30 protein-coding genes are annotated in these 24234 nt (G+C 65.9%); 2 read left to right on the top strand and 28 right to left on the bottom strand.

The genetic code is table 11. The features are described from left to right. Nucleotides 1-10 precede the first annotated feature (10 nt). The 10 genes from HLA95_RS06375 to HLA95_RS06330 are packed head-to-tail and all read right to left on the bottom strand — an operon-like array spanning nucleotide 11 to nucleotide 7249. A complete protein-coding gene (locus HLA95_RS06375) occupies nucleotides 11-424 on the bottom strand; it encodes a phage tail assembly chaperone (RefSeq protein WP_191058397.1) in 414 nt (137 codons plus the stop codon). Between the two features lies 1 nt (nucleotide 425). Next, on the bottom strand, nucleotides 426-1160 hold the full coding sequence (locus HLA95_RS06370) for a gp53-like domain-containing protein (RefSeq protein ID WP_191058396.1): 735 nt from the start codon (nucleotides 1158-1160) through the stop codon (nucleotides 426-428). Between the two features lie 13 nt (nucleotides 1161-1173). Next, entirely contained in the window at nucleotides 1174-1695 is a 522-nt protein-coding gene (locus HLA95_RS06365; protein WP_191058395.1) for a tail fiber protein, read from the bottom strand. Nucleotide 1696: 1 nt separating this feature from the next. After that, on the bottom strand, nucleotides 1697-2017 hold the full coding sequence (locus HLA95_RS06360; RefSeq protein ID WP_191058394.1) for a hypothetical protein: 321 nt from the start codon (nucleotides 2015-2017) through the stop codon (nucleotides 1697-1699). A 3-nt stretch (nucleotides 2018-2020) separates the two neighbouring features. Continuing rightward, nucleotides 2021-2734 carry a hypothetical protein gene (locus HLA95_RS06355; protein ID WP_191058393.1) on the bottom strand — a complete coding sequence of 238 codons (714 nt, stop codon included), beginning with the start codon at nucleotides 2732-2734 and terminating at the stop codon, nucleotides 2021-2023. Between the two features lie 14 nt (nucleotides 2735-2748). Then, nucleotides 2749-3201 (bottom strand): hypothetical protein, encoded by a 453-nt coding sequence (locus tag HLA95_RS06350; RefSeq protein WP_191058392.1) that lies wholly within the window; start codon nucleotides 3199-3201, stop codon nucleotides 2749-2751. A gap of 43 nt (nucleotides 3202-3244) precedes the next feature. Then, nucleotides 3245-4354, bottom strand: coding sequence for a UCP028438 family phage-derived protein (locus HLA95_RS06345; RefSeq protein WP_191058391.1), 1110 nt, complete (start codon nucleotides 4352-4354; stop codon nucleotides 3245-3247). 1 nt (nucleotide 4355) lies between these two features. Then, nucleotides 4356-5471 (bottom strand): baseplate J/gp47 family protein, encoded by a 1116-nt coding sequence (locus HLA95_RS06340; protein WP_191058390.1) that lies wholly within the window; start codon nucleotides 5469-5471, stop codon nucleotides 4356-4358. Further along, nucleotides 5472-6092 (bottom strand): LysM peptidoglycan-binding domain-containing protein, encoded by a 621-nt coding sequence (locus HLA95_RS06335; protein WP_191058389.1) that lies wholly within the window; start codon nucleotides 6090-6092, stop codon nucleotides 5472-5474. Beyond that, complete coding sequence (locus HLA95_RS06330; protein ID WP_191058388.1) at nucleotides 6089-7249, bottom strand: hypothetical protein; 1161 nt, start codon at nucleotides 7247-7249, stop codon at nucleotides 6089-6091. Before HLA95_RS06330 ends, HLA95_RS06335 begins: the two co-directional genes overlap by 4 nt. Before the next feature lie 205 nt (nucleotides 7250-7454). On the opposite strand from HLA95_RS06330, the gene HLA95_RS06325 reads away from it, so the two are divergent. Continuing rightward, nucleotides 7455-7670: a hypothetical protein gene (locus HLA95_RS06325; protein WP_191058387.1), complete on the top strand. Its 216-nt coding sequence runs from the start codon at nucleotides 7455-7457 to the stop codon at nucleotides 7668-7670. Here HLA95_RS06325 and HLA95_RS06320 read toward each other — a convergent pair. From HLA95_RS06320 to HLA95_RS06280, 9 genes are all read right to left on the bottom strand, one after another. After that, nucleotides 7667-8536 (bottom strand): hypothetical protein, encoded by an 870-nt coding sequence (locus tag HLA95_RS06320; protein ID WP_191058386.1) that lies wholly within the window; start codon nucleotides 8534-8536, stop codon nucleotides 7667-7669. The two genes, HLA95_RS06325 and HLA95_RS06320, sit on opposite strands and share 4 nt — an antisense overlap. Then, nucleotides 8529-10058, bottom strand: coding sequence for a hypothetical protein (locus tag HLA95_RS06315; protein ID WP_191058385.1), 1530 nt, complete (start codon nucleotides 10056-10058; stop codon nucleotides 8529-8531). Before HLA95_RS06315 ends, HLA95_RS06320 begins: the two co-directional genes overlap by 8 nt. Next, nucleotides 10055-12964 carry a phage tail tip lysozyme gene (locus HLA95_RS06310; protein WP_222182786.1) on the bottom strand — a complete coding sequence of 970 codons (2910 nt, stop codon included), beginning with the start codon at nucleotides 12962-12964 and terminating at the stop codon, nucleotides 10055-10057. Before HLA95_RS06310 ends, HLA95_RS06315 begins: the two co-directional genes overlap by 4 nt. After that, complete coding sequence (locus tag HLA95_RS06305) at nucleotides 12961-13221, bottom strand: hypothetical protein (protein WP_191058318.1); 261 nt, start codon at nucleotides 13219-13221, stop codon at nucleotides 12961-12963. Before HLA95_RS06305 ends, HLA95_RS06310 begins: the two co-directional genes overlap by 4 nt. After that, complete coding sequence (locus HLA95_RS06300; protein WP_191058319.1) at nucleotides 13178-13582, bottom strand: hypothetical protein; 405 nt, start codon at nucleotides 13580-13582, stop codon at nucleotides 13178-13180. Before HLA95_RS06300 ends, HLA95_RS06305 begins: the two co-directional genes overlap by 44 nt. 62 nt (nucleotides 13583-13644) lie before the next feature. After that, nucleotides 13645-14067 carry a hypothetical protein gene (locus HLA95_RS06295; RefSeq protein WP_159711427.1) on the bottom strand — a complete coding sequence of 141 codons (423 nt, stop codon included), beginning with the start codon at nucleotides 14065-14067 and terminating at the stop codon, nucleotides 13645-13647. 30 nt (nucleotides 14068-14097) lie between these two features. Beyond that, entirely contained in the window at nucleotides 14098-15741 is a 1644-nt protein-coding gene (locus HLA95_RS06290) for a phage tail sheath subtilisin-like domain-containing protein (protein WP_191058320.1), read from the bottom strand. 80 nt (nucleotides 15742-15821) lie between these two features. Then, nucleotides 15822-16067, bottom strand: coding sequence for a hypothetical protein (locus HLA95_RS06285; protein WP_159711431.1), 246 nt, complete (start codon nucleotides 16065-16067; stop codon nucleotides 15822-15824). A gap of 10 nt (nucleotides 16068-16077) precedes the next feature. Then, nucleotides 16078-16908, bottom strand: a complete 831-nt coding sequence (locus HLA95_RS06280) for a hypothetical protein (protein WP_191058321.1) — start codon at nucleotides 16906-16908, stop codon at nucleotides 16078-16080. Nucleotides 16909-16970: 62 nt separating this feature from the next. Between HLA95_RS06280 and HLA95_RS06275 the strand changes: the two genes are divergently transcribed. Then, entirely contained in the window at nucleotides 16971-17810 is an 840-nt protein-coding gene (locus tag HLA95_RS06275) for a hypothetical protein (protein WP_222182784.1), read from the top strand. On the opposite strand, the gene HLA95_RS06270 is transcribed toward HLA95_RS06275, so the two are convergent. From HLA95_RS06270 to HLA95_RS06230, 9 genes are all read right to left on the bottom strand, one after another. Then, the gene (locus HLA95_RS06270; protein ID WP_191058323.1) at nucleotides 17791-18450 is read right to left on the bottom strand and encodes a hypothetical protein; all 660 of its coding nucleotides are present in this window, start codon (nucleotides 18448-18450) and stop codon (nucleotides 17791-17793) included. The two genes, HLA95_RS06275 and HLA95_RS06270, sit on opposite strands and share 20 nt — an antisense overlap. Next, nucleotides 18450-19544, bottom strand: coding sequence for a hypothetical protein (locus tag HLA95_RS06265; RefSeq protein ID WP_191058324.1), 1095 nt, complete (start codon nucleotides 19542-19544; stop codon nucleotides 18450-18452). The genes HLA95_RS06270 and HLA95_RS06265 overlap by 1 nt, the downstream gene beginning before the upstream one ends. A gap of 74 nt (nucleotides 19545-19618) precedes the next feature. After that, complete coding sequence (locus HLA95_RS06260) at nucleotides 19619-20020, bottom strand: hypothetical protein (RefSeq protein WP_222182782.1); 402 nt, start codon at nucleotides 20018-20020, stop codon at nucleotides 19619-19621. Nucleotides 20021-20029: 9 nt separating this feature from the next. Continuing rightward, complete coding sequence (locus tag HLA95_RS06255) at nucleotides 20030-20530, bottom strand: hypothetical protein (protein ID WP_191058325.1); 501 nt, start codon at nucleotides 20528-20530, stop codon at nucleotides 20030-20032. A 53-nt stretch (nucleotides 20531-20583) separates the two neighbouring features. Further along, nucleotides 20584-22041 carry a hypothetical protein gene (locus tag HLA95_RS06250; RefSeq protein ID WP_191058326.1) on the bottom strand — a complete coding sequence of 486 codons (1458 nt, stop codon included), beginning with the start codon at nucleotides 22039-22041 and terminating at the stop codon, nucleotides 20584-20586. A gap of 30 nt (nucleotides 22042-22071) precedes the next feature. Beyond that, a complete protein-coding gene (locus HLA95_RS06245; protein WP_191058327.1) occupies nucleotides 22072-22758 on the bottom strand; it encodes a hypothetical protein in 687 nt (228 codons plus the stop codon). Further along, nucleotides 22755-23648 (bottom strand): hypothetical protein, encoded by an 894-nt coding sequence (locus HLA95_RS06240; protein WP_191058328.1) that lies wholly within the window; start codon nucleotides 23646-23648, stop codon nucleotides 22755-22757. Before HLA95_RS06240 ends, HLA95_RS06245 begins: the two co-directional genes overlap by 4 nt. 92 nt (nucleotides 23649-23740) lie before the next feature. Next, nucleotides 23741-23989, bottom strand: a complete 249-nt coding sequence (locus tag HLA95_RS06235; protein WP_191058329.1) for a hypothetical protein — start codon at nucleotides 23987-23989, stop codon at nucleotides 23741-23743. Beyond that, the gene (locus HLA95_RS06230) at nucleotides 23989-24213 is read right to left on the bottom strand and encodes a hypothetical protein (protein ID WP_191058330.1); all 225 of its coding nucleotides are present in this window, start codon (nucleotides 24211-24213) and stop codon (nucleotides 23989-23991) included. Before HLA95_RS06230 ends, HLA95_RS06235 begins: the two co-directional genes overlap by 1 nt. Between the last annotated feature and the right edge of the window lie 21 nt (nucleotides 24214-24234).

Genomic DNA, 24234 nt, shown 5'->3' with positions numbered 1-24234 from the left:
GCCTTTTCGCTTAGAGGAAGTCGGGAGCCTCCGGCATCGCGACTGCCGGGAAGCCCTTCTGGTCGGGCAGGTCGCGCAACACCTGGCGGTACGCGAGCAATGCCTTGAACTGGTTGGCCGTGAGCGTGGTGTCGCCGCCGGCGTCGGTTTCGTCGCGGTGGCGCGCTACCAGCCAGTCGGTTGCCGTGAGCGCGGTGTCACGCTCCACGCGGGCAGCGGCTGCGAGCTGCTCGTCAGAGGGCGGAGGCGGATCCACCAGCGTCGGCCGACCTCCCCCGTCGGCGACGATGCGCTTGCCTTGGGATTGCCCGGCCAGCAAAGCCGCGTGCTCGTCGGCAGATATTTCGACGGCATCCTCCGGAATGCTCGCGTGGATGTCCGGACAGAAGAAGCCAGCGGCCTCCGGAGAGTAGAAAAATTGCATGTCAAACTCCAATAGCCAACCAGGACACCGCACGGGCCGCGCTAACGGCGCCCCCCGTTGGTCCGGGCCTGTATGGGAAGATTTTGAAGTTAGCTGCCGTGGGTTCTGACGTTTCCACCCAGGCTGAGGTGTTAGGGGCATAGCCTCCGCTTCCGCCAGCAGTTGCCAATGGGTGCATGAGATGCCTTGATGGGAAAGCAATCGGAAGCGTCACAGTGTAGCTGTCAAAGCCCATCACAGAACCAAACTGCACGATCAACCCACTCGGCAGCTTGAAGAAACCCTGCCCGTTGGACCCACCGGGAATAAGGGTATTCGCTCCCTTGAAGGCGTCCGCCAGTTTCTTCGGCGTCAGCGCACGCAAGTCGTCCAGAAGCGCCTGCGCCTCGGCAGTCGTGGCGAGCTCGATCAATCCACCAGTCGTTTCGGATGCGCTCGCCGGTCCGGTCAGCGGACCGGAAACCGTGCCGCCAGTTAGCGGCAGCGCATTCGCCACGGCGAACGACGCGAGGTTGATCCCGGTCAGCACGTCGCCGGCGCTGGCCGGGCTGGCGAGCGTGACGGTGCTGCCGTTGGCCGCCGTGTAGTCGATATTCGGGTCGAGCAGCGCGCCGTTCTTGAAGAACAGGCAGCGGCCCGGCGTGTAGTTGACCAGTACCTGCGTCTGGCCCTGGGCCAGCGTGACTGGTGTGAAGCTGAACAGCGCGTTGAGGGGGCTGTTACCAAGGTAAGCCATGTCCCAGCCTCCTTTATGCGAATTTGATGATGTAGTTCATGGCGACGTTGCGCGGGCGCGTTTCGGTGCCGCCCGCAGTCTGCGTTCCCGCCCCCGAACCCGAAGTGGTCAGAACTGCTACTCCGCCCCCTGCCGCAGCAGTGCTGGGGGCTGAGTTTAACGGGTGGGCGTGCGACTTGAATTCATCCGCCTGCCCGCTACCCAGCGTCCGTCCCGCATCTACCCCGCGCCCCTGGTCAAGGCCTCGCACGAACTCGCCGCGCAGGTCGGGCAGCTTGAACGTCGTCGTGCCGTTGCCAGTCCCGTAGGTCGTGCCAATGGACGCGAACAGCTTGGCATAGGTCGTGCGGCTGACATTTGAGCCGTCGCACAGCAGCCACCCGGCCGGCGGCACCGGACCCGCGTAAGGCAACACGACCCCGGCCGGCACGGCGTTCTGCACGAAGGCGGTGGAAGCCGGCGTGCTCGACGAATCGCCCGGCGCCGCCGTCGGGATATTGCGCACGGGCGCACTGTCGTAGTTGAGGCGGCCCATATCAGAGCTCCGTGGCCGAGATCACAAAATCGATCGCGTTGGACTCGCTGGCGTGCACGTTCAGCGTGTCGGTCGGCTTCAGGATGATCTGTGCCTCGGGCTTGAGGGTCAGGGTGCCGTTGGTCGGCACCGAGGCCTTGTAGAGCACGTGCTTGGTCACGCCGCCGCTGGTGACGGTGACGGTCACCGTGGGCGTCTTGTCTTCGGTCGTGTTGCAGAAGGTCGCCGACGTGATGACCGTGCCCGCCCCGGTCGCGCCGGTATAAGCCACGCCAGGCGTGGTGCCGCAGGTGCCGAGCGCGTTCTTGAATGCTGCTGCCATGGGTTAGCCCCCGAGAATGATTGCGTAGACGATCGCCATTTCATTGGCCGTCTGCTGGACGAATTCGGTGTTGGCGACCTGCTGCGAGCTGTTGCCAGTTGCCGCCGTGGGCGCGGTCGGCGTGCCGGTCAGGGCCGCATTGGTGTAGTCATTAGTCGATTGCAGGACGTTCGTGCCGTCGCACCAGAGCTCGGCATTCTTACCCTGCGCCACGACGACGCCGTTTCCGGCAGCGGTCTTGATCGTCAGCGAGAACGCACCGGAGGTGCGGTTCGAAACGATCCAGCTTTTCTGCTCGGCAGGCACGATAACGGCGATGTTGCCGGTCAGCACCCCGGTGAATACCTGGACCCCCGCGCCGGCCTTCTGGGCACCCAGCGTAACGTTGGTGTTTCCGCTGACATTAAGGGAACTCAGGCCGTGAACCGTGTCCTGGACGAACTTGGTATTGGCGATCTTGCCGGAGCGGTCGCCCAAGGTCACGTCAGGCGCCGTAGGCGTGCCCGTGAATTCCGGCGAGTTCTTCGGCGCCACCGTGGGCGGGATGGTCTCCCCACTCACCAGCTTGTCCTGGCGGTCCTTCAGGTAAGCCGTGCGGTTCGCCAGGTTGAGAATTGGCCGGTTCGACGTGCCGCCGACGCCGCCCTGTACGGGATCAGTAGTCTCGAGCTGGTAGACGCCCTCGTCCCACTGAATTTGTTCTGGTTGGTTCGCCATGGTCTAGTCGCCGATCAGAAGTTGATCGTCCACGTTCCGGCGAACGTGATGTCCGATTCTTTGTGGAGCGGGTTCGAGCGGTTCTTGCGGGCGTAGAGCATGCCGCCTGCGGTGAGCAGGCCGAACTCCGCGATGGCCTTGCCGTTGGCCTCGGCGGTGCCCAGCGAGAACGCGAACCGCGCCTGGTTGGTGGCGGGGTAGCTGACCAGGTCGATCGCCTTGGTGTAGGGATCGGTGATGGTCGTGTTGCCCGTGCTGGGCGCCACCGGGTTGGTGCCGAACGCGATCTGGGTGACGCTGCGGTTGGCCACGTCGCCGCCCAGAAGGCGCGCATGGATCAGCTTCGAGTTGGCGACGATCAGGTTCTTCTCGTCGACAACCTCGATGAGCTGGCCGCGCCGGAAGACCTCCAGGTAGAAGTCACCGGTCGGCGGGCGTTCGAATTGGTCATGAAAGGAAAGGCTCAAGCCGACCTCCGTTAGATACGGAGATTGTCCCGTCACGACCCGCCTAGAGCGACTCGGCCAGGGTCTGGCCGCCGGCGTGGGTGATGATGCCGTTGTGCGTGCGCAGCCCGTTGTAGCTGTAGGCGTAGGCGATGCTCAGCTCGGCCTCGTCGGCAGGCTCGGCCAGGGTGTCCTGCATGGCTGCCAGGGTAGCCTGCATGGCGAAGTCCGGGTCGTCGGGCTCGTCGAGCGTGTCCTCGAGCGTGGCCTGTATCGACCAGTCGATCGGACCGCCGTCGGTGGGCGGCGTGAAGGTGTCGGACATATCCGAGCCGCGCAGCAGCAGCGACCGCAGATGCGTGCCGGCATCGCGCAGCCGGCCGATCAGCTCGCGGACGATCTGCTGGAAGGCCGTAATGTCGGCGCCGCCCTCGAAGTCGTAGCCATACTCGACGTCGAACAGGCCATAGATCGGGATGGCGCTGGCATTGTAGTTCCAGGTGCCGTTATGGGTGATCGCGCCATCGTAGAGCGGGAAGGTCTCGCCATAGAGGGTGACGTCGGTCACCTTGGCGTCCTGCCCGGTGAACACCTTGATGGCTTCTTCCATCGCCACGTTGTTCGCGCGCGGGCGCAGCACCTCGGCGATGATGCGCGGGCCGTAGGAGGCATCCAGCTCGCCCTGGATGCGCGGCACCGCGTAGTAGCTGCCCAGCAGGTCCAGCCACTCGCCCTGGGCCGTCTTGGTGTTCAACTGCTTGAGCGCCTCGACGATCTGGCGCCGGGCCTCCTGCAGCTCGACGGCCATGGCCTCCATGTAGGACCACAGGATGTTGGTGTAGCCGTAGAGGTGGTCGCCGTTCGAGCGGGCGACGTCGTTCTGCCCGTCGATCAGCACGCGCGCCGACAGCGCGGCGAGCTCGGACTGGTCGCCGTACTGGATGATGTAGCCAGGCTGGGCCGCCAGGTAGCTGATCAGCGAGGCGACCGTGTACTGCGACAGGTCCACGTCCAGGCCGGCCTCCGGATGGCCGGGCACCGTGGTGGTGAGCCGGGCGTCGGCCACCTTCCAGGTCATGCCATCGCGGTGGGTGAGCCGCAGGGCCAGGAACTGATCCGCCTCGACGACGAAGATGCGGTGCAGGTAGGCCAGGAGCTTCGGAGTGAGCTGCATGTCAGGTCAGGTCGATCGCGCCAGGCATCAGCTTGGTGCGCTTGTTCGGCTGGACGCTGGCCAGCGGCTGGGAAGGGACAAAGTCGTAGACCCCTTCGATCTCCATGATCTGCGCGATGATCTCGGCCAGGATCGCCGGCTGGCCGATATCCAGGGACCGGATGTAGCCGAAGATCGCCTGCTCGGCCTGGGTGAGCAGGGTGGGCTTGTCGTAGCCGGCCAGCGGCGTGAGCACGCCGGCGACGTCCACGACCTGCTCGAAGGCCGCATGCACGTCCACCTTGACGCCGGCCGCCTTCCAGCCGGGCACCTTCTTGCCGCTGGCGTCGACGTAGCCGTAGATCACCTCCCGCGCCCGCTCGACCAGGGCGCTGGTGGTGTTGCCGACACCGTTGTGCACGTAGCACTGCACCCAGGCGATCGGCTGATTGGGGTCGTCGAGGTAGGGCTCCACGACGGCCGCCGCCACCACGCGCTCGATCAGGTTGCCCTGGGCATCTTCGCGCGTCGTGGACTTCAGGCCGTAGTCGATGGCCGCCACCGTGCCCCGGTTCAAGGACTGGATGAAGGCGTTGAACCGGACCTTGCGGTCGTCCTCGCTTTCCGCGTCGGTGCCGCTGGCGAAGTCATCGAGGTTGGTGGCGCTTACCAGGCCGTCCGGGGCAGGCGACAGGGTGAAGACCTGGCCGGCCATGATGTTGCCGATGACGCCCGGCGAGTCGGCGGCAACCAGGATGTCGGCGACGGTGTTGCCCGGTGGGATCGTGACATCCTCGCTGGAGGTATAGTCCACGCGACCGTTAGCCGGCGAGAACGAGGTGCCGGCCGGGATCAGAACGGGCTGCTCGCTGGCCTCGATGGTCACCCGCACCAGGCCGGCCGCCGCCACGGCGTCGATCGGATCGAAGCTGAACGAGGTGTAGACCGCCGTCTGGATGCCTTCGATCAGGCCGATGACGAACTGCTGGTACATCTCGTCCATCTCGGCCGCCGGCGCCTCGACCAGCGTCCGAAATACCGAGCCGATGTTGAAGTCCGTCACCTTGTTCTGGGTGGACTTCATCACGTTGCCAATCGAGGCAACGATCGACACAAAATCCTTGGTCTGAAAGGCCATCTATGATCCTTGTGCCGTGGTCGATACTTCGACCGCATTGCCGGAGATCGGCTCGGCCACGACGGTGATTCGGGTGGTGTCGCCAGAGGTGTCCGCCACGGCGCTGCGGATCCGCGCGATACGCGGGTCAGCGGCCACGGCGGCGCGGGCGTATTGGGCGCACAGCAGCGCCTTGGTGGGCCCGTTCACGGCCCCCAGCATGCGCTTGACCAAGGAGCCGTAGTCCTGGTGGTAGAGCAGCTCGCCGCGCGCCGTGTCGACGCGGTGCTTGAGCGCCTGGCGCAGGTTCGAACGACCGGTGACCACCTTGAAGTCGCCGTCCTCCACCTCGAGGCGGCCACGGTTCAGCGTCATGTCCGCTTCGAAGACCTGGTCGGGATTGGTGTTGACCACCTCCGGCCGCGTCGGCGCCGGGACCATGATGGCCTGGCCGGCCACGGCCACGCGCGGGCCCGCAGGCGTGTCGCTGACGAACGGCGGCAGCAGGTCGTTGATCGCGATCAGCTCGTACCAGCGGCCGGCGTCGCCCAGCTCGCGGGCGGCGATCTTCTGGAGGCTGTCGCCACGCCGGACCTCGACGTAGCGATAGCCGTAGAGTTCGCGGTCGAATTGAGTGCTCATGCCGCGATCGCCATGCCGTCGGTGGCTGCCTGGATGGTGCTGCCGAGCTGGTCCGTGGACATCGGCTGCAGGACCGGATCATTGGCCGCCAGGGTGCGCAGCGCCATGTTGGAGCTTTGCGTGATGGTGACCGGGCCCGGGCCGCCGGTGGGCACCGCCTTGTAGAAGGGGTTCTCGCCGGAGATCGTGCTGATCGGGCGGCCGCCAGCCGTCGACGAGCAGTTCGAGGCGCCGAACATGGGCGTGTAGTCGGGGTAGAAGATTTTCTTGCGCAGCGCGTTCTTGAACACGCAGAAGATGTTCGAGTAGGCGCCCGCGATCTGCTGCAACCGGGTCTTGATCTGGCCGGGAATACTGGCCACCGCCGCCAGGGTGCGGAATATGTTCACGCCGGCCTGGGCGACATACTGCGCGATGCTGATGAAGCTGCCGGCGAGATTGTCGATGGCCGAGATGGTGCCGCGCACCGCGCTGTAGAGCTGCTGGGTGAACTGCAGGAAGGCCCTGACCGGAGCTACCAGCGTGTTCTGGACGAACTGGTTCACCTCGTTGATGAAGGCGGTGATCTTCTTGACCGAATCGATGATGCTGGCGATGCCAAGCTTTTCGGTCAGGCTGCCGCCGAGCGGGCCGGAGGACAGGTTCAGGCCGGCCTGCTGATCGACGTTCTGGTCGAGGATCGCCATGGAAATCTGGTAGCGGCACAGCAGCGGGCTGGCCTTCGAGCGGCGCAGCACGAACGACGTCGGCGCCACCACGCCGCTGAACTGATCGAGCGTGTCGCTGAAGATGAGCTGCACCAGGTCTGGGTCGCGCCCCTGGAGCACGGCGTCTTCGCGGCGCTCGTGCCACTGCGTGAACACTTGGTCGAACAACTGGCGGAAGCGGGTCTCGCCGTCGGCGCCGGCAAACCCCTGCCCGCGCCAGCCGGTGCTGCCGGAGATGTTCACGATGGGCACGCCCGGGCCGAAGTTGTCGGCCCAGGCACCGCCCAGGGTCTGCTGAACGTTCATGCGCGACGTGTCGGTGCGCGTGAGGTCTTCCGGCCGGATGACCAGATCGACGCTCACGGGCGCGTCGCCCGACGCTTGGTCGTTCAGCACGAAGCTGATCGGGCGCTCAGCAGCCTTCTGACTGGCGGGCGTGGAGAAGTTCATGCGCAGAGTGTGCCGTCACGACGGAAAATCTAATATTGCTCGAAATTGAGTAGAGCTGTAGAATCGGGACTCCAACCCATTTTCAGACGCGACCATGAAACACGTTCTGTTGGCAATGGCAGCCGCCCTGATGGTGACCTCCGCCCACGCCGGAGACGCCGCCGACGATGAGTGGCAGTTGGCCTCGGATACCGAAATCATCTGCATGCCCATGCGGGACATCTTCCAGGGCATATCCTCGCCCCAGGAGCTGTCGCGGATGATCCCGCAGTATACCGGCCAGACCCTGTACGTGGACTACGCCTCGGACCGGGTCGCCTTGTTCATGGACCGGGCCGAGCGCTACCCGCCCCGGGTCCTGATCCAGGGCAAGGAGCACTGCCTCGCCGTGCTGCGCCGGATGCGCACCACCGACCGTTAGGGCACCGCGTCCGAGGTCCGGCCGCCCGCATCGTTCTCGGTGTGGCCGTGGCCCTTGAGCGAGATGTCGTCGGCCTGCACATCGCCACCGACGACCAGGATCGAGCCCTTGATCGTGGAGGTGGCGCCGCCGGACCCGCCCTCACCGTCGACGTTCATGACGCCGGTCACCGACTGGTTGCCGGTCATCGTGGTCTGCGGCGTGTCATTGGTGACGCTGGGCGCCTTGATCGTGGCAGCACCGGCCGATTCCATCGTGTAGGTGCCGCCGACCTTGTGCAGGAAGTTGCCGTCGTGCTCGACCGTGACGTTGCCGCTCGGGTCGATGTGCAAGGTCGCCACCGGGCTGCCGGCATTCGCCACGACGAGCTGGACGTGCGGCGCAGTGGCCGTGTTCTTGGTGATCTTCCAGTTGCCGTCGACGTCCTTGCCGGTCAGATCCTCGTGGTCCGGGCTTTCCGCGATGCGCAGGTAGGTTCCGCTCGGGTGGGACCACTCGGTGTTGCCCTTGGCGTCCGTGGTCGAATAGACGTCGGAGGTGTGCCGGTTGACCCGGCGGCCCAGCTCCTTGAACAGCATCTGGCAAATCTGCGGGAAGCGGAACCCGATCACCACCGGGTAGCGCCCGTAGAACAGCACGGCGGCCAACACATCCTGGTCGGTCGGCCGGCGCAGGTCCCACTTGTTGCCGCTGCGCGGCGTCGCCACCGGCGACAGGTCGTTGGACCCGGCATTGGTCGCCGCCATGGGCGCCAGCACCTGCACGCCCGCCAGATGCGCGCCGTCATCGGTCATGACCAGATCGACCGAGTAGTCCTCGGGATGAATGGCCGCGACGCGGCCCCAGCGCAGAGGTCCGTTATCCACCCATGCCACCATAGAGTTCGGCCAGATACGGGCTGGATGCCCCGCCCTCGCGGCGGACGCGCTCGACAAAGCCCATGCCGCGATCGACCGTCAAAGTTGAGAAGAAGCCCTGAAACGGGATGTACTCGTGGTCCACCTGGGCCACATAGTATTCTGCCATCATGCCGCCGCGATCGGTCATGATGTACGACCCGGCGCGGATGTTCTCGTTGCCGCGCACGCGCAGCATGCCGCGTTCGAGCAGCACGTTGTCCTTATTCTGCTCAACCAGGGCACGGCGGCGCAGGCCGATCCAGTCGGTCATGTCGTTGTTGCGCTTCTGCTGGTCTTGCTTGTCCTGGCCGCTGTTGAAGGTCGTCACCGCATCGCCACCCATCTCGGTCTGGGTGTCCATCATGCGCAGCCCGTACAGACTCACGGCGCTGTTCTGGTAGTTCTCGAGCAGGACGTTGTCGCGGTCGTTGCCCTGGATCGCGAACAGGCGCGCGTCGATGTCGCTGACCAGCTCAAAGCGTGGCGCCCTGACCCAATAATAGTTGGCGACGTTCGCATCCGAGCGCGACAGGCGCGATTGCACGATGTCCTTGGCCGGCACAATGATTTGTTCGGGAACCGACCAGTCCTCGTTGTGGACCTTGTTGTAGATCAGCTCGCCGTCCATGTCCTTGGCCGGGTTCGGCCGGAACACGCAGTGCACACCGTCTTCGCGATCCTCAAGATACAACTCGTTCCACGCGCCGACGTCGGTGAACATCCGCATGAGCTCGTAGACCGTGCCCTGCTGGCTCTGGATGCCAGCGATGCTGGTGACGCCATGGGTCACCTGGATGTCGGGGATCACCGCGCGCGGCAGCAGCGCGTCCTCGGGGATGAAGCCCGCCAGGTAGGGGTTGATGATCTTGTCGATCACCTCGGCGATGAACTCGTTTGCCGGCATGACCGTCTTGAAGCCCACGCCGAACCGCTCGAACAGGCGGAAGCTGGACAGCAGGTCCTCGCCGATCACGTAGCCCGGCAGCAGCCGGATCTGGAGCTGCTGCCAAATCTTGCCGTAGTCCTGGCCGTTCACCACGATCGCGCGCGTGGGCTTGCCGTCCGCCGACATGATCTCGTCGCGCACGACCTCCGACACAAAGCCGCGCATCACGATGGTGGGCCGGGTCGGGTCCTCGTCGCTGCCTCCGGCGCCGATCACGTTGCCGATCAGATCGGGCGGGTCGTGGCGCATCCTGATCTCGATCAGGTCCATGGGCTCAATGATGCCGAACAGCGATTCGAAGGAACTGGTGCCCTTCACCGGCTTGTCGGCGAAGGTGAGCGAGAAGCCGCCGGCGGGCTCGCGCACCGACTTGGAGGTGCGCACGCCGCTGCCCTCGCCCAGGAAGGGCGTGAGGTCGATCACCTCGTCCTGGTCACTAAAGCGCATCGAGACGGGGTTGGTGCCGTCGAGGAAGGCCCGCCGCACGGTCTTGAACAGGGTCACCCGGACCCCGGGCTGGTAGACTTTGACGGTCGGGCTCATCGCACGGCTCCGGACGGGGTGGGCGCGCCAGTCCGGGTGGCGACCGTCATGGGCTGGACGGTGCCGACGGGCTTGCCCTCGGTGTTGTTGATGGTGCCGATGACGTGCACGTTGAGCGTGCTGCTGCCGGCGCTACCGCTGTTGGCAGGCACGCCAGCAGGCAGGGGCGTGCTGTGGCTGTCCTGCATGCTCGCGTAGAGGTCCCGGGCGATCGCCTCACGTTTCGCCTTGTTGTAGGCGTCGTCTTTCTGGGCGGGGCGCTCGTACTCCCGCTGCACGATGGTCGAGGCTTCCTCCACCGACGTCGCGTTCTTCAGCTTGTTGCCGGCGGCCTTCTCGGTGTTGCGCAGCTCCCAATCTACGAATGCCAACTGCTGCTTGAGCGTGGCATCCTTCACGTCGATGCCGAACAGCTCCTTGAACTTGGCCTGGCGGTCCGGATGCCATTGCGCGACCCCGTGCGCCTTGCCGTCGTCGCCCACGGCGTCCGTGCGCATGCCGCTCTCGGCCTGGAGATTGGCCACGATCCCGATGGCCTGCTCGCGGGACCAGCCCAGGCGCTCGAGCTCCTGCACGGCATCCTTCATCGTGCCGCTGACGGGCCCGCTGCTGGCGCCTGGCGTCTTGCCGAACTCGGCGCGGATCTTGGCCCGCTCAACCTGCAGGGCCTGGTCGGCGCCCTTGCTGGCCGCCTCGCGCTCCTTCTGGAGCCCCTGGGCGCGCGCGGTCGCGTCGGCCTCGACCTGCTGGAGGCGTTCGACCTCGGCGGCATGCGCCTGTCGTTCCTCCAGCGGCTTGCCCGCCCACTGTCCGGTCTTGGCCAGGTCCATCTGCTCCTGGCGCAGCCGCTCCGATTCCGCCTTGGCGAGCTTGGCCTCGTCCTGGGCGGCCTTGATCCGCTGGGCAAAGCCGGCGTCGACCGCCGCTTTGCGCTCGTTCGCCTCGTTCTCCGCCACCGCCAGGCGGATGCCCATGGGCCCGAGCTTGTCCTTGCCGCCAGCCATCAGCAGGATGCCCGCGCGCATGTCGTTCATGAGCGGGATCATCTTGGCGGCCAGTTCCTGCAGCTCGTTCTGCACGCCTACGATGGTGCGGCGGGTCTCCGAGCCCTCAGTCTTCTCCTGGTCGCGCGTTGCCACGAGCTCCGACAGGACGTCGCGCATCTGTTCTTCGTTGCCGCTGGCCATCGCGTCGCGCAGCCGGCGGGCATCCTTGTCCGACAGCGCGTCGCTGCCGATCCGGTTGAACAGGCCGCCCGCAACCTCGTCGAGCGTCGAGCGGTCGCCGGAGTTGATGCGCGCCAGGGTCGAGATGCCTTTGGCGTTGACCTTGCTGAGATCGACGCCCTGGCGCCCCAGGCGACCCATGACGCCGCCAAGGTCGGCGGGCGAGGTCGTAGCCAGGGCCATCGCCTGCGAGGTGTTGATGCCGAAATAGTTGCTCATGGCGCTGGCCATCAGTTCAGGGCGGCCGGCATAGACCTCCTTGAACTTGTCCATCAGCATCTGGAGGTTGGTTGCGGCCGAGCCGGACGCCGTGCCCGGCGACGAGCCGCCGAACATCGACCGGTACCGGTCGTAGACCCCGCCGCTCTTGAAGGTGTCGGCGCCGGTGCCGAACGCGCCCTGCTCTTGCAGCAGCCGCGTCTGGATGGGGTCCAGGCCCAGCCGGCGGCCGAGCGCCGCATAGGTGAAGTTCTGGCCGGCCTCGCCGGCGGCGCCGCCCGCCTGGATAGAGGCATTGACGCGGCCAAGCATCATGGCTGCGCCCTGCGGGTCCAGACCCGGGATGCCGCTGCCCATCAGGCCGGTGAGCATCGACGAGTAGCCGCTGGCGTTGGCGGCGGTAAGCCCCAGGCGGGTCTGCTGCTGGGTGAAGTTGGCGATCGCCGCCAGCACCTCGTCGGCCTTGGCGAAGGTGCCCGACTTGTCGATCGCCTCGCCGATCATCAGTGCCAGCGCACGCGAATCGTTGGCGTTGCGGGTGACGCCCATCTCCCGCATCTGGCCGAAGAAGTTGTTGCTCTGCGACGGATCGAGGCCGAAGGCGCGCGCGAACCCGGCGTTGACGAGCACGTCCTCGGCGAGCGAATCGGCGTCGCCCGGCCGCTGTCCCGCCGCCTTGGCGAACTCCAGTCCCAGGCGCTGGCCTTCCTCGAAGGTGACGTCGAGCTCCTTGGAGGCCGTGCGCAGGCTGTCGCGCAGCAGGTTGAAGCCGACGTTCACGTCGCCCAGCGTGCGCTTGAGCGTGTCGTAGCGGATGGCCTCCTGCTCGGCGTCGCCGATCTTGTCGCGGACCCCGCCCACGGCCTTGCCGACGGCGAGCGCCACCAGGCCGCCCGCCAGGCCGGCCAAGCCGGAGATAACGCCGCCCGACATCCCCATGCCGATCGCGGTGTTGGTGACGCCGCCGACCGGACCGGCGGCATTGAGGCCCGACGCCAGGATCTGCCGGCCGATCACCCGAGACGAGCCGGGGCCGGGCGGATGGCCCGGCGGTGGCGGCGGCGCGGGCGGCGTGCCAGGCGGGACAGGCGGTTGCGCAGGCGGCGTCGCCCCGGTGAAGGTGCGCCCGGTGACGTACTCGAAGTGCTGCCGCATCGCGCGGGCGCGCACGGCAGGGTCGGCGTACATCTTCGACCAGTCCAGGCTGAAGAAGTCCTGACCCTTTTGGCCGGTGGCTTTGAGCTTCGAGTTGAAGGCACCCGAAATCTTCTGCAGGTTCTCGTACTGAGCCTGCATCTTTTTCAGATCGTCGATCGAAGCCTTGCTGATCGGACTGTACTTGACCTTGTTGGCCTCGGCGACGGCCTTGCCCACCGCATTGATCTGCTGAACCAGCTTCGCGGTGGCCTGGGAGACGTCGCCGGTGTCGAACTTGGCTTCGACCGGGATCTTGATGCTCATGAAATGCCCTTGGTGGTGTCGATCACCGTTTCGAATTCGTCGTCAGGATCACCTGCCCGGTTAGCGGCTGCATCTTCTTTGGCCCATTGCGCAGTGATCTCGTCGGCATCGAACTCGGTATCCTCGAATTCTTCCGTCACGTTGCTTTCGGCGTAATGGTGCGCCCAAAAATCAGCAGCGATTTCTTCGCGCGTGGCGTCGAGGAAACGCGGATCAGTCGGCGGCAGGTTGTACCGGCGCCGGAACGCGAACTCCATTGTCCGGGCCCACTCCCTGCCCGTCCGCCTGGCCGCTTGCATTGCCAGGGCGGCGAAAGGAGCCCTCCTTTTCGCGGAGCGCAGCATGCACCTTGCGCAGCTTCGCGTAGGTGTCCGGGTCGAGCGGGTCCAGTTCGTCGATGTTCCAGCCCTTGGGCGCTTCGACCGTGAGCACCTTCAGCGCGGCGATCCAGCCGGCAACCGCCTCGAGCCAGGGCGTCGGAGTATCCACTCCCTCGGTAAGGCGCGAGTATTCCGAGCCGATCGCCAGCTCGTCGCGCAAGCTGCGCTTGGCGAAGGTGAAGGCGCCGATGCCTTCGACGGGAACAGTGAAATCGGTGCGGTTGGGGAGGCGGGCCATGAGTTTTCCTGGTGAGATAGAAAACAGCCGCCAGCAGGCGGCTGTCGTGGGGCATGGCCGCGTTAGGCAGCCAGGCCGGATACATCCAGCGCGTTGAACACGGCCTGCTGCACCGTGATCGCGTGCTTCTGGATCTCGATGCTGCCCGAGGCGTAGGAGCAGCCCATGTACTTGCGCAGCAGGTCGCCGGTGTCCTTGTCGTAGGACTCGAAGTCGAACACCAAGCCCTGAAGGACGGCGTCGCCGTTCTCCATGGCGATGCCGGCCTCGAGCATGGCGCCGCGCCGCAGGACCATGGCGCTCACGTTCAGCGTGTGGCGGGCCATGGTCGGCACCCATTCGGCGACGTGGATGTCGCCGACGCCCGAGGCGGGCTCCGGCGCATAGTCGTCGTTCATGCTGACGTTCTGGATCAGGCCGATTTCCTTGCCGTCGAACCGCACGACGATCCGGTTACCCGACCGTACTTTGATATTTTGTTGCATTGCTGATTACTCCCGGGTGCGATCCAACGATTAAGCCGAGGCCGAGCCGGACCACGGCACCGCAGCGATCGTGATCAGGATGTAGTTGTTGGGGATGACCGGCGAGACTTGCGCCTGGAGCCGGAGGACATCGCCCTCGATGCTGGCCTGGATGTTCTTGTAGGGCGGGTTGGCCTCGTCGCCGGCCAGCACGCCCACGCCCTGCGGCTCGGGCCGCGACAGCTCGCGCAGCACGCTGTCCGAGCGGCTGATGGCCTGGGAGATCAGCAGCGGGTTGGACTTCGAGCCGCGCAGCGAATCGACCGCCTGGCGCCAGTTGCGCGCGGTGAAGTCCACGGCAACGCCGGTGGAGACCTCGCGGCGGTTGTAGTTGCTGTTGATCAGCCAGGTGCTGATCGACTGCACGACCTTGTAGCCGGTGTCGGTGTTCTCGACGCACAGCACGCCGCCGTTGATGAGCACGTCGGTCTCGGTCGGGTTGCGCAGGTCGCGCTCCAGCGCCACGACCTTCAGCGCCTTGTTGGTCATCGGCGTGCCCGGGTTCACGCCGGCGAACGCGCCAGCGATCAGGGCGGCGGTCAGGTAGGCCGGACGCAGCACCAGGTTGCCCTGGGGGTCGTAGCTGTAGTGGCCGATGTGCACGAGCGAGGTCCGGTCGCTGTTCAGCGACTTGGCGGCCGAGATCGCGTCCTCGTTGGACGTGCCAAGGTTGGTGCCGACGATGGCGCGGCGTTCCTTCTTGTTGTTCGACATGAAGGAGACGTGCGCGTCGTTCATGGCCCAGATGGAGGGCTCGGGCGAGATCGGGGTCACCCACTGCACGTCCACCGTCTGGAGGGTCTCATAGGCATCGGCCCACTCGGCATTGGTGACGATGCCATCCGAGCCGCCGGACAGGTACGTGAAGCCGACGTTTCCAGGCACAGCACCGGCGGTGGCGCCACGGGTGGCCGTGACAAAGCCTTCGCCCGAGCTGTTGAACCAGTCGATGATGGCCTGCAGGTTCGCTGTGACCACGAACTCGGCGGTCTTCACATCCTGGCTGGTCACATAGTCCAGGCCGTTCAGGGCGAGCTTGTTGTTGTTGCCGTCCTTCACCGACGCCGCGAAGCCCGTCAGCGAATTGATGCGGTCCACGACCTGCTGCACGGTCTTGAAGGTCGCCAGTTCAATCGTGTCGATCGTGGTGCCGGAGGGCGCCTGCAGCACGATGCTGGTGCCGGTGATCGACATCGTGGCCGTGGCGGCAGCGCCGCTGTACTGCACGCCGAAGGCGTTCCGCGCGACGTTGTCAGCGGTGTAGTAGTCGTTGCCGAACTGCGTGGTCAGCTTCTTGCCGGCGGTCGATCCGGTCTCGACCTTCACCTTGATCTGGTTGTTGCGCAGGCCGTAGTCGGTGGACTTGAGCGTGATCACCGGGTTGGAGCTGGCGTCCAGCAGGGTCAGCGAAGCCTGCTCCGCCGGGTTCACCCGGACGGCCACGACCGACTGCGGCGCATTGGTTTCCGGGCTCGGATCGAATGCGGCACGCACGGCGTCCAGCAGCTCGCCCTCGACCAGCACCGCCTCCGCCTCGGACGGCGTGCCGAAGCGCAGCGCCGTGTTCGGCTTGCCGCCGAGCGACCGACCGATGAAGGCGACGACGTTGCCAACGGTCAGGTTTTTGTTCGCCATCGCGCTGTCGTCCACCTTCGAAGCGGTGGTGGGCGAGACAAGCAGACGGCCATCGAAGAAAACAGGCATGATTGCTCCAATCAGACGGGAGTTTTGACGAATGCGTCGAAGCGAGACTTGAAGGCGCTTTCGTAATCCTTGACGCGCCCTGCTTTGGTCTCGACGTAGTAGAAGCCGTTGATCAGCTCGGGCCGGCGAACCGACGCGGACAGCCGCAGGCAGAACTCGTCGAGCGTGACCTTCTCGGCGGCCGGGTCATCCTTCACGGTTGCGGGAGTGGTCTGGGCTTCGTCGCCCGGGTTGGTTGCAGCAGTGGTCTTAGCCATCATTTCCTCATTAATCGGCAAGAAGATCCGTTTCGACGACGCGGATAGTCTGGACTTCGTTGGTGACGACGACAGGCGCCAAGCAGACCAGCGAGCCATTCGTCAGGTAAAGCGGGGCCTTGAATTCATCGTTGACCGCATCGTGGTCTTGCATGCTGAACTCGATCTTCAGCATGCCGGCGTCATCGAACACCGGTAGGTTCGCCACGATGATCCGGCGCAGGGCCTGGCGCAGCGCGTTGCGCTCCTGGGGGTTCAGCGACCAGCCGGTGACGGACAGGGTCACGCGGGCGAGCCAGCCCTCGCTGTCCACCCAAACGCCGCCGATGGCGTCGAACGAGGTGTCCAGCTCATCGCCGGCGGCGCGCTCGGGCGGTTCCTCGGATACGAGCTGCACCGTGACCAGCGGCAGGCGGGCATTGTCGGCCTGGGGCGGTGCCGTCAGGACCTGAATTTGTCCGGTCGGGTGACGCAGCACGTTGCGCTGGAGCTCGACCTCCAGGCCAGCAGCAAGCCGGTCACGGACGACGGTGAGCACGTCGGTGCTGGCATCCTGATAGGTGGCGCGCGGCGTGCCAGAGGCGCTGGCACCACCATCGACCCAGGCGCCGTCGATCCAGTAGAAGGGCCGGTAGAAGGCGGCCAGGTCGTTGGTCAGCGCCTTGGTGTCGAGGACTGCCTTCTCGTCGCCCACGTAGACAAGCACCGCGCCCGGATCCTCCGGGCCGGCGAAATCATCCGTTCCCTTGCGCAGGATGCGCCAACGCAGCGCGTCGGCCGGCGGCGACAGAAACAGCCGCAGCGCATTGCCGACAGGAAGGGAGTGGACCGTATGGATCATGGCAACATGATGCCGTCACGACCCAGGCGTGACGGTAACCTGCCTGCATGATCCAGATGCACATGACCCTTGAGCTCGGCGACCTCCTGGCCATCAAGGGCGCGATCACCAAGGAGGTCTTCCCGCTGGTCCACCAGGCGGTGCGCGCAGTTGCGTTCCAGACCAGCGCCAACTGGCAGCAGGCCGTGCTCCAGCAAGGCGGCCTGTGGTCCGGCGAGAAGGACCGCTACGCGCAGTCGATCACCTGGAAGATGACCGGCGACTTCACCGCCGTGGTCGAGGCCTCCTACGAGGGGGCCGTCGGCATCGAGAACGGCCGGCCCGGGCGCGACCTCAAGAAGATGCTCAACACGTCGGACAAGGTCCGGCGCACCGAGAAGGGCAAGCGCTTCCTGATCATCCCGTTCCGGCACCAGACGCCCGGCAACAATGCGCACGCGCCAGCCATGCCGGAATCGGTCTACGCCATGGCCAAGGCCCTGAACGCCAGCCGCGTGACCGGCCAGGGGCAGCGGCCGTCCGGCCAGATGGTGCACCTGAACCCGAAGTCAGGCATGAGCGCCAGCGCCCTGCACTCGCCCTTCCTGTCCGACCCGAAGACCAAGGGCCATGCCATGGTCAACCAGAACCACTACCAGTGGGGCGGGCGGCTCAACACCAAGGGGATGGAGGGCCTGACGCCGCAGCAGCGGCGCAACCTGAACGGCATGGTCCGATTCGACACCGGCACCTCGCAGACCCCGCACTCGACCTACCTCACCTTCCGGGTGATGATCGAAGGCTCAAAGGGCTGGGTGACCAAGCCGGAGCCCGGGCGCTTCATCGCCAAGGGCGTCACCGACAAGATGCAGCCCCTGGCGCTGGCCGCCATGACCGAGGCGATCAAGCGGACCCTTGGTTGAAGCCCCGGCCGAACAGGTCGAAGCGGCGCAGCACCACCGCCTTGGGCAGCCGGGCGCCGTGGTGCTCGTTCCGGTTCCGAGGCAACTGGTCGTAGACGTAGTATTCGAGGCGCTTGGTGCCCGACAGGCTGTACTGCATGCCGTCGGGCGGCGCGCCGCCATCCGGCCAGGCCAGGCTGCCGTCGTCGGCCTGCACCGGCGCCTTGCCCTCGACGATCTCGCCGGTGGCCTGGTGATACCAGAACACGCGCTGCACGCTGTCCATGACGAACCGCAGGCGCTCGGTCGGCGCGCCGCGCACCAGCGCCATCGAGAACGGGTCGGAGGCGTTCATCGAGGTGACCCGGTCAAAGATGCCCATCGCCCACATGGGCGAGCTGCCCTGCACGGACAGCACCAGGTCGCCATCCTCCCAGCGGCCGGACTGCGCCCAGCGCGTCTGCACGGATTGCGATGCCACCCCAGCCTTGGCGTCGACGGCGGCGTTCCAGATCACGCCCTGGCCGTGGCAGCGCGGGCAGTTGTAGTCGGCCGAGCCGGAGTTCTGGTCGACGCACGGGCAGGCGAACGCCTTGCGCCAGCGGAAGGACTGGCCGATGTGGTCGAGGTGACGATTGAAGGCGGCGGGATTCAGGCGCATCACATCACCAGCATGCGGATGCCGTGCAGCTTGCGCATCAAGCCGCCATTCGAGCCGTCAGGCCCGTTCAGCGTGTGATCGATCACCTCCTGGTACTTGCCCATGTCCACGCTCAGCGACTGCGACAGGCCGTCGGCGCTGATCGATCCGGACTGCGGCAGGTAGGAGTCGGCCACGATCTTGAGCACGGCCAGCTTCTTGATGACGTCGATCAGTTCCGGATACTGGTTGGGCACATCCTGGAGACCGGCCGTGTAGTCGAGCCGCATCATCTGCGGGATCGCGCGGCCGCCGGTGAGCGCCGTCATGATGATGGCGTCCATCTGGGCGAAGATCGCCGGCGAGGACGGCACCAGGTTCAGCGACCCATACTTGGCATCCCAGCGGATCCAGTCCAGCGGGATCGGCATGTAGGAGTCCTTGGAGGACGGGTAGGTGAACGAGAAGCTGATGATGTCGATGATCGGGCGCTGGCGCGTGACCAGCAGGCCCCAGCGGTCGCCACGGAACAGGTCGGGCGCATAGTCGTAGGCCGGCTCGACCTCCCAGGCCATGCCGTCCAGGGCATCGATCTGCTCCTGGGTCGGCGGCTCCACCGAGAAGAACCGGGTGGGCACCAGCGGCACGCCCAGCGTGTGCGAGATTTCCGATTCGGCGGCGCGCACCTTGCCCCAGATGTAGTCGTCGGAGACCTCGACGCCGGACAGGACGCTTGCGGCGGCCGCCATCAACTGGTCGGTGCGGATCTCGTCCACCACGATGTCACGGATGAACAGCGAGTTCCTGGTGGGCAGGAACAGGGTTTCCACCGTGAGCCGGCTGCGCTTGATCATCGCCGGCCCGGTGAGCACCAGCAGGTAGTCGCCAGACGCCAGGCTCGCCGTGGCGCTGCCAGGAATCTCGACGGCGACGACGCCGGCCGGCCAATCAGTGCCCTGCACGTCATCCGGGACATCGACCTCCCCGTACAGGGCGGTCTTTCCGTTCATCGGGTAGATGGCGGCCTTGATCGGCCCGGTCGCCGGATAGGGCTTGCCGTTCTGCAGGAGGTTGACGGTGACGATGGCGTCGCCGCCGGCGATGATGGTTGCCATGCGAGCTCACAAAGGACGGTGGCCCCGTACAGGCAGCCACCAGGAACAAGCCCCGGGCAGCCGGGGCGGCTTGCTTAGGCGATGCCCAGCAAGGTCTTTACGGCCGCCGCGTCGGCCGCCGTGAGGATCTGACGGCCGATTGCGCTGGCGTCGCTGATGTTGGCCGCCGTGGGCTGGTAGTTGCCGGCCTTGGCCGTCGAGGCGGTGGTGCCGAGCGCCAGGCTGGATGTGCCGGCGCCGATCGCCGTGCGCGCCGCAGCCCCGTCGGCGGCCTTCATCACGCTGCGGCCAACGGCGGTCGCGCCCGAAAGGGTATCGACCGTCACCGAGCCGCCTTCGCCGCTGGACTGCTCGAGCTCGGCAACCTTTTCCTGCAGGCCGACGATGATGTCGCCGAGCAGCGCCTTCGCGGCGCCGGGGCTGATGTTGTTCAGCAGCTCGCGGACGTTGGTCTTGAAGAAGGGGGTGTCAGACATGATGGCTCCTTAGAAAACCTCGCCACTGCCCTCGGCGAGGCTGGTGGGCTTGTTGTCGCCGGCCTTGGCGCGCGCGCCCTTGGCCTTCGATTCCTTGCCCGTGTCGCCCTTGGCGGCGGCTTCGTCTGCGGCCTTGTCGGCAGCTTCCTTATCAGCAGCCTCCTTGGCGGCAGCATCGGCAGCTTCCTTGTCAGCGGCTTCCTTGGCAGCAGCATCAGCGGCTTCCTTCTCGGCAGCTTCCTTGGCAGCCTTCTCGTCCGCCTCCTTCTTGGCGGCGGCGATCGCGTCGGCCTCGCGCTTGCCGGCAGCGGCAGCCTCGTCGGCCCGGGCCTGGGCGTCGGGATCGACGGCGCCATTGAGCACGTAGCCGGGGACGGCCAGGAACAGATCGGCCATCTCGCGCGAGATGGTCTCGGAAATGGATGCGTCCTCGTAGGGCTCGAACTTCACGCCGTTGATGGGCGTGAGCAGGCCGGGACGCTTGCGAATGACTTTCAACAGTTCGGGCACGATGCCTCCTAAGTAAAACGGGGCGGCCGGAGCCGCCCCGAGCCCACCGGCGATTACTCGGCGGTGAACGGACGCCAGCTCGCGCCGAGCGGCACAATGTTCTTGATCAGAACATGCTGGTTGCGCTTGGTGATCCGCAGGTAGCCGCAGATCATCTGCAGCCACGGGATGATCGGCGAGTTGACCGCCGCCATCGGGATCTTCAGCATCGGCAGGAACTGGCGCCAGGCGATGGCGTGATCCGAAGCCGACAGGTTCAGCGCGTAGGCGTTGGTCGAGCCCGGGATGCTCTGGCTCTCGTCCACGTAGACCGTGGTGGCCGAGCCCGAGGCCGGCACGCGGGCCAGTTCGCGCATGTCGGACAGCTCACCGGTCACCACATCCTGGCGGCTGCGGTAGATCACATAGCCAGTTTCGGCTTGCGAGGACGAGCGACCGATGGTCAGCGTGACCTTGCCGTTGGCGGCCACGGTGACGGCATCCGACACTACGGCGGTCGATTCGCCGTTGTGGTTGATGCCGGTGACCGCGTAGCGGTACTCGCCGGCGCGCGAGGCCTTCCACTTCGAGGACGGGCTGCCAGCGGCCGCCACGCCAGTGACCGATGCCGGCTTGAACGGGTCGTTCTTCGTGGCGATCGCCGCGTGCTGGCCGCCGCGAAGCTGGAACGGCTGCTTGCGCTTCTCGTCGCGGATGAACACGTCGTTGCGCGTGGCGACGGCGCCCCAGGAGGTCTGGATGCCGCGCACGTGGGTGCCGTAGGTGATGCTGTTCGGGCTGTTGTCCAGCGCGACGCGGAAGGCCGGATCCAGTTTGTTGTTCAGGTCGGTCTGAACGGAGGGCGGCATGTACAGGTCGGTGATCTTGCCGAAGTTGCCGAAGCCGAACACGGTTTCAGCGGCCTTCATGACAGGATCGACCGCCGACAGGGCCTGGCCGTCCATGTTGATCACGTGATCGACCGAGCCAAGGCCCTCGATCTGCTTGGCGATACCGTCGAAGGCCTTGGGCGTGACATCCTCGTCGCCTTCGAACAGGCTGAACTCGATCGAGGTCAGCAGTTGCTTGGCGCCGTTGACCTGCTCGGTAGCCACCGGATCCACGATGTTGTTCTGCGTGGACAGAACGATCGGGATCTTGCGGTAGGTCGTCAGGTACTTCACGCGGCCGACCCGGCGGGCGTACTCGCCATTGGCCTCGGCGGCAGCGCCGTCCTGGTCGTTGAACGAGTCACCCTCGAAGCCGCCGATCGACGACTGCTCGGTCCATTCGTCCAGCACCGCCGTAGCCTTGGGCTTGGGCAGCGCGTTGAACAGAGCGAAGTGCTCGTTGTCCTGCACCGTGGCCTGGAGCGTGGTGTCCAGGGACTGGATACGCAGCGCCGAGCCACCGGTCAGGTTGCTCATCTCGGAGCCGTAGCCGGCCTCGAGCGACTTCTGGAGCTGCGCCAGATCGTCGGTGCTCATGTCGCCCGCAGTGACACCGGGGCCCGTGTTATTGAGAAAGTCCATGGATGCTCCTGAGAAGGCGGACTGTGGTTTTTAGGCGATCTTGGCCAGCACATCCGCCGGCGGTGCGATGCCCTGGTTGATCGAGGTTTCGATGCGGACGGCATCCATGCCGGTGATCTTGCCGGCCTGGAGGGCGGTCTGGCACTTCGCGAGGACTTCGCGCGGCGTCAGGCCGTCTTCTTCAGCACGCGCCGACTTCGCCAGCGTGCTCGCGGGCACCTTGTCGGCGACGCTCACGGTCGAGATGCGGCCACGGCCGGCGCCACCCAGCTTGGCAATCTGCTCGGCCTGCGACTTGATCAGCGCCTCGGCCTTCTCCAGGCGCGCGCCCTGCGACTTGATCAGGTTGAGGGCGCCACCGATGGCTTCGGACGCTTCGCTTTCGAGGGTCTGGTTGGCCGTCTTGAGCGCCGAGACCTGGCCGATCAGCGACTTGACCAGCTCGGTGCCGTCCTGGGCCTCGATGACCGTGCCGTCTTCCAGCGTGAAGCTGAACGACTTGCCCAGCACCTCGGGGTCGGCGTCGGGATCCGTGTCGGGATCGGCGTCCGGGTCCGCATCCGGATCCGCATTGGGGTCGGCGTCGGGATCGGCGGCGGGGGTGGCCGGCGCCGGGGTGGTAGCGGGGTCCTCGGCGGCGGCCTGCGACTTCGCAAGCTGAGCGGTTTCGCCAGCTTCAATCGTCTTCAGCGTCGCCAGAAGCTCTTGCATGCTCATGGTTTGCTCCTAAGTCCAGTTTTCAGATCGCGCAGAAAGCGCGAAACCCATTCAGCCGCCTCGTCGGACGAAAGGCCAAATTCACGCCCACAATAGGCCGCCATTTCTCCGGTGCTCTTGCCCATGCCGGGCACACCTTCGAGGAACTTCTTGGCAAACCTGTCGCGGAACTCGGTGTAGCTCTGCGGCACGCCATCCAGAGATTGGATGCGCATGGCAGAGCCACCCGCCAGTTGCGAGACGTCGGAGCCGTAGCCGGCCTCCAACGCCTTCGAGATAATCAGCTCGCCACCCACCCAGGACTTCGCCAGGGCGCCGAACGGCACCGTGGAGATGCCGCCGACGTGCTGGTTCACCGGCTGCTGGCTGATGGCGAGGTTGGTCCAGCGGACCTTGGACACGACGGCCACGCGCTCCTTGGTGGCCGGGTCGGTGCGGATGGCCTTCTCCAGGACCGATCCGCCGACGCTCGGATACCAGCGCTTGGGCGGGTTCAGCCGGGTCATGCTGTCCCACACCATGTTGGCGCGCCCAGCCAGCGGCGTGTCACCGCTGTACAGCTTGGCTTTGACGAAGGTGGCGCCGTCGCGGAACTTGACCTCGATGGGCGCGCCGACTTCCCACATCTCCGGATCGGAGATGCCAAGCCGGCGGGCCACCGCCGGGATGGTCTTGTGATCGATGTCGATGTTGCCGAACTTGATGAAGTGGTCGGCCGAATCGCCCAGCGCCTTTTGCAGCACGATCTCGTTCTGTTGGTCGCGTTCCTCCCGCGAGGCCTCCAGATAGATGAAGCGCTCCCCTGCTTCCTCGGCCGGGGTGGCCTTCAGCATGGACTCGAAGCTGATGTAGTCGGGGACTTGCCCGAGCAGTTGTTCGTCTGAACGCATGCCACGAATGGTGCCGTCACGACCCGCTCATGCGCGCACCGAAAAGCAAAAAAAGCCGCCGGAGGCGGCCTTTGCAGGGCGATGCGCGGCAGCTACGCCAGGGCTTGGCGGGCCTTGGCGATCACGATGTTCAGCTCGCCGCGCTCCAGCACCAGCGCCTGATACTGCGCCTCGGCGTCCGGGTCGCCCCGGCGCGCACCGGGCTCGGCCAGCCTCAGCATGGCATTCACCGTGCCCAGGCGCTGCTGTGCGCTGGACAGGATCTGGCGCTCGGCCGCGTCGGTCTTGGCCTGGAGACCGGCCAGGTCGGCGAGCTGGCCGCGCAGGTCGTCCGTGCTCATCATCGGGTTTCCGACAGGCACTCGGCGCGCAGCGCCTGGTCCTTGATCGCGTAGCAGCGGCCCGGGTCCTGGTGGGCCTTGGCAAGGCAGAAGGCGCGCCGGTCCGGGTCGGCGATCGAATAGCAGGCGCCGGCATCAGCCGAAAATGCAGCGACCGGTGCCAGCATGAGCGCCAGCACCGCGACGGTCAGGACGGCAAGGGAGAATTTGCGCAGGGTATTCATGGGCCTATTATTGCTCATTTT

This window comes from Geminicoccus harenae (assembly GCF_019800005.1).
Lineage (GTDB): Bacteria > Pseudomonadota > Alphaproteobacteria > Geminicoccales > Geminicoccaceae > Geminicoccus > Geminicoccus harenae.
Note: the sequence above shows the minus strand (reverse complement) of the source record. Positions and strands in the feature narration are given on the sequence as shown.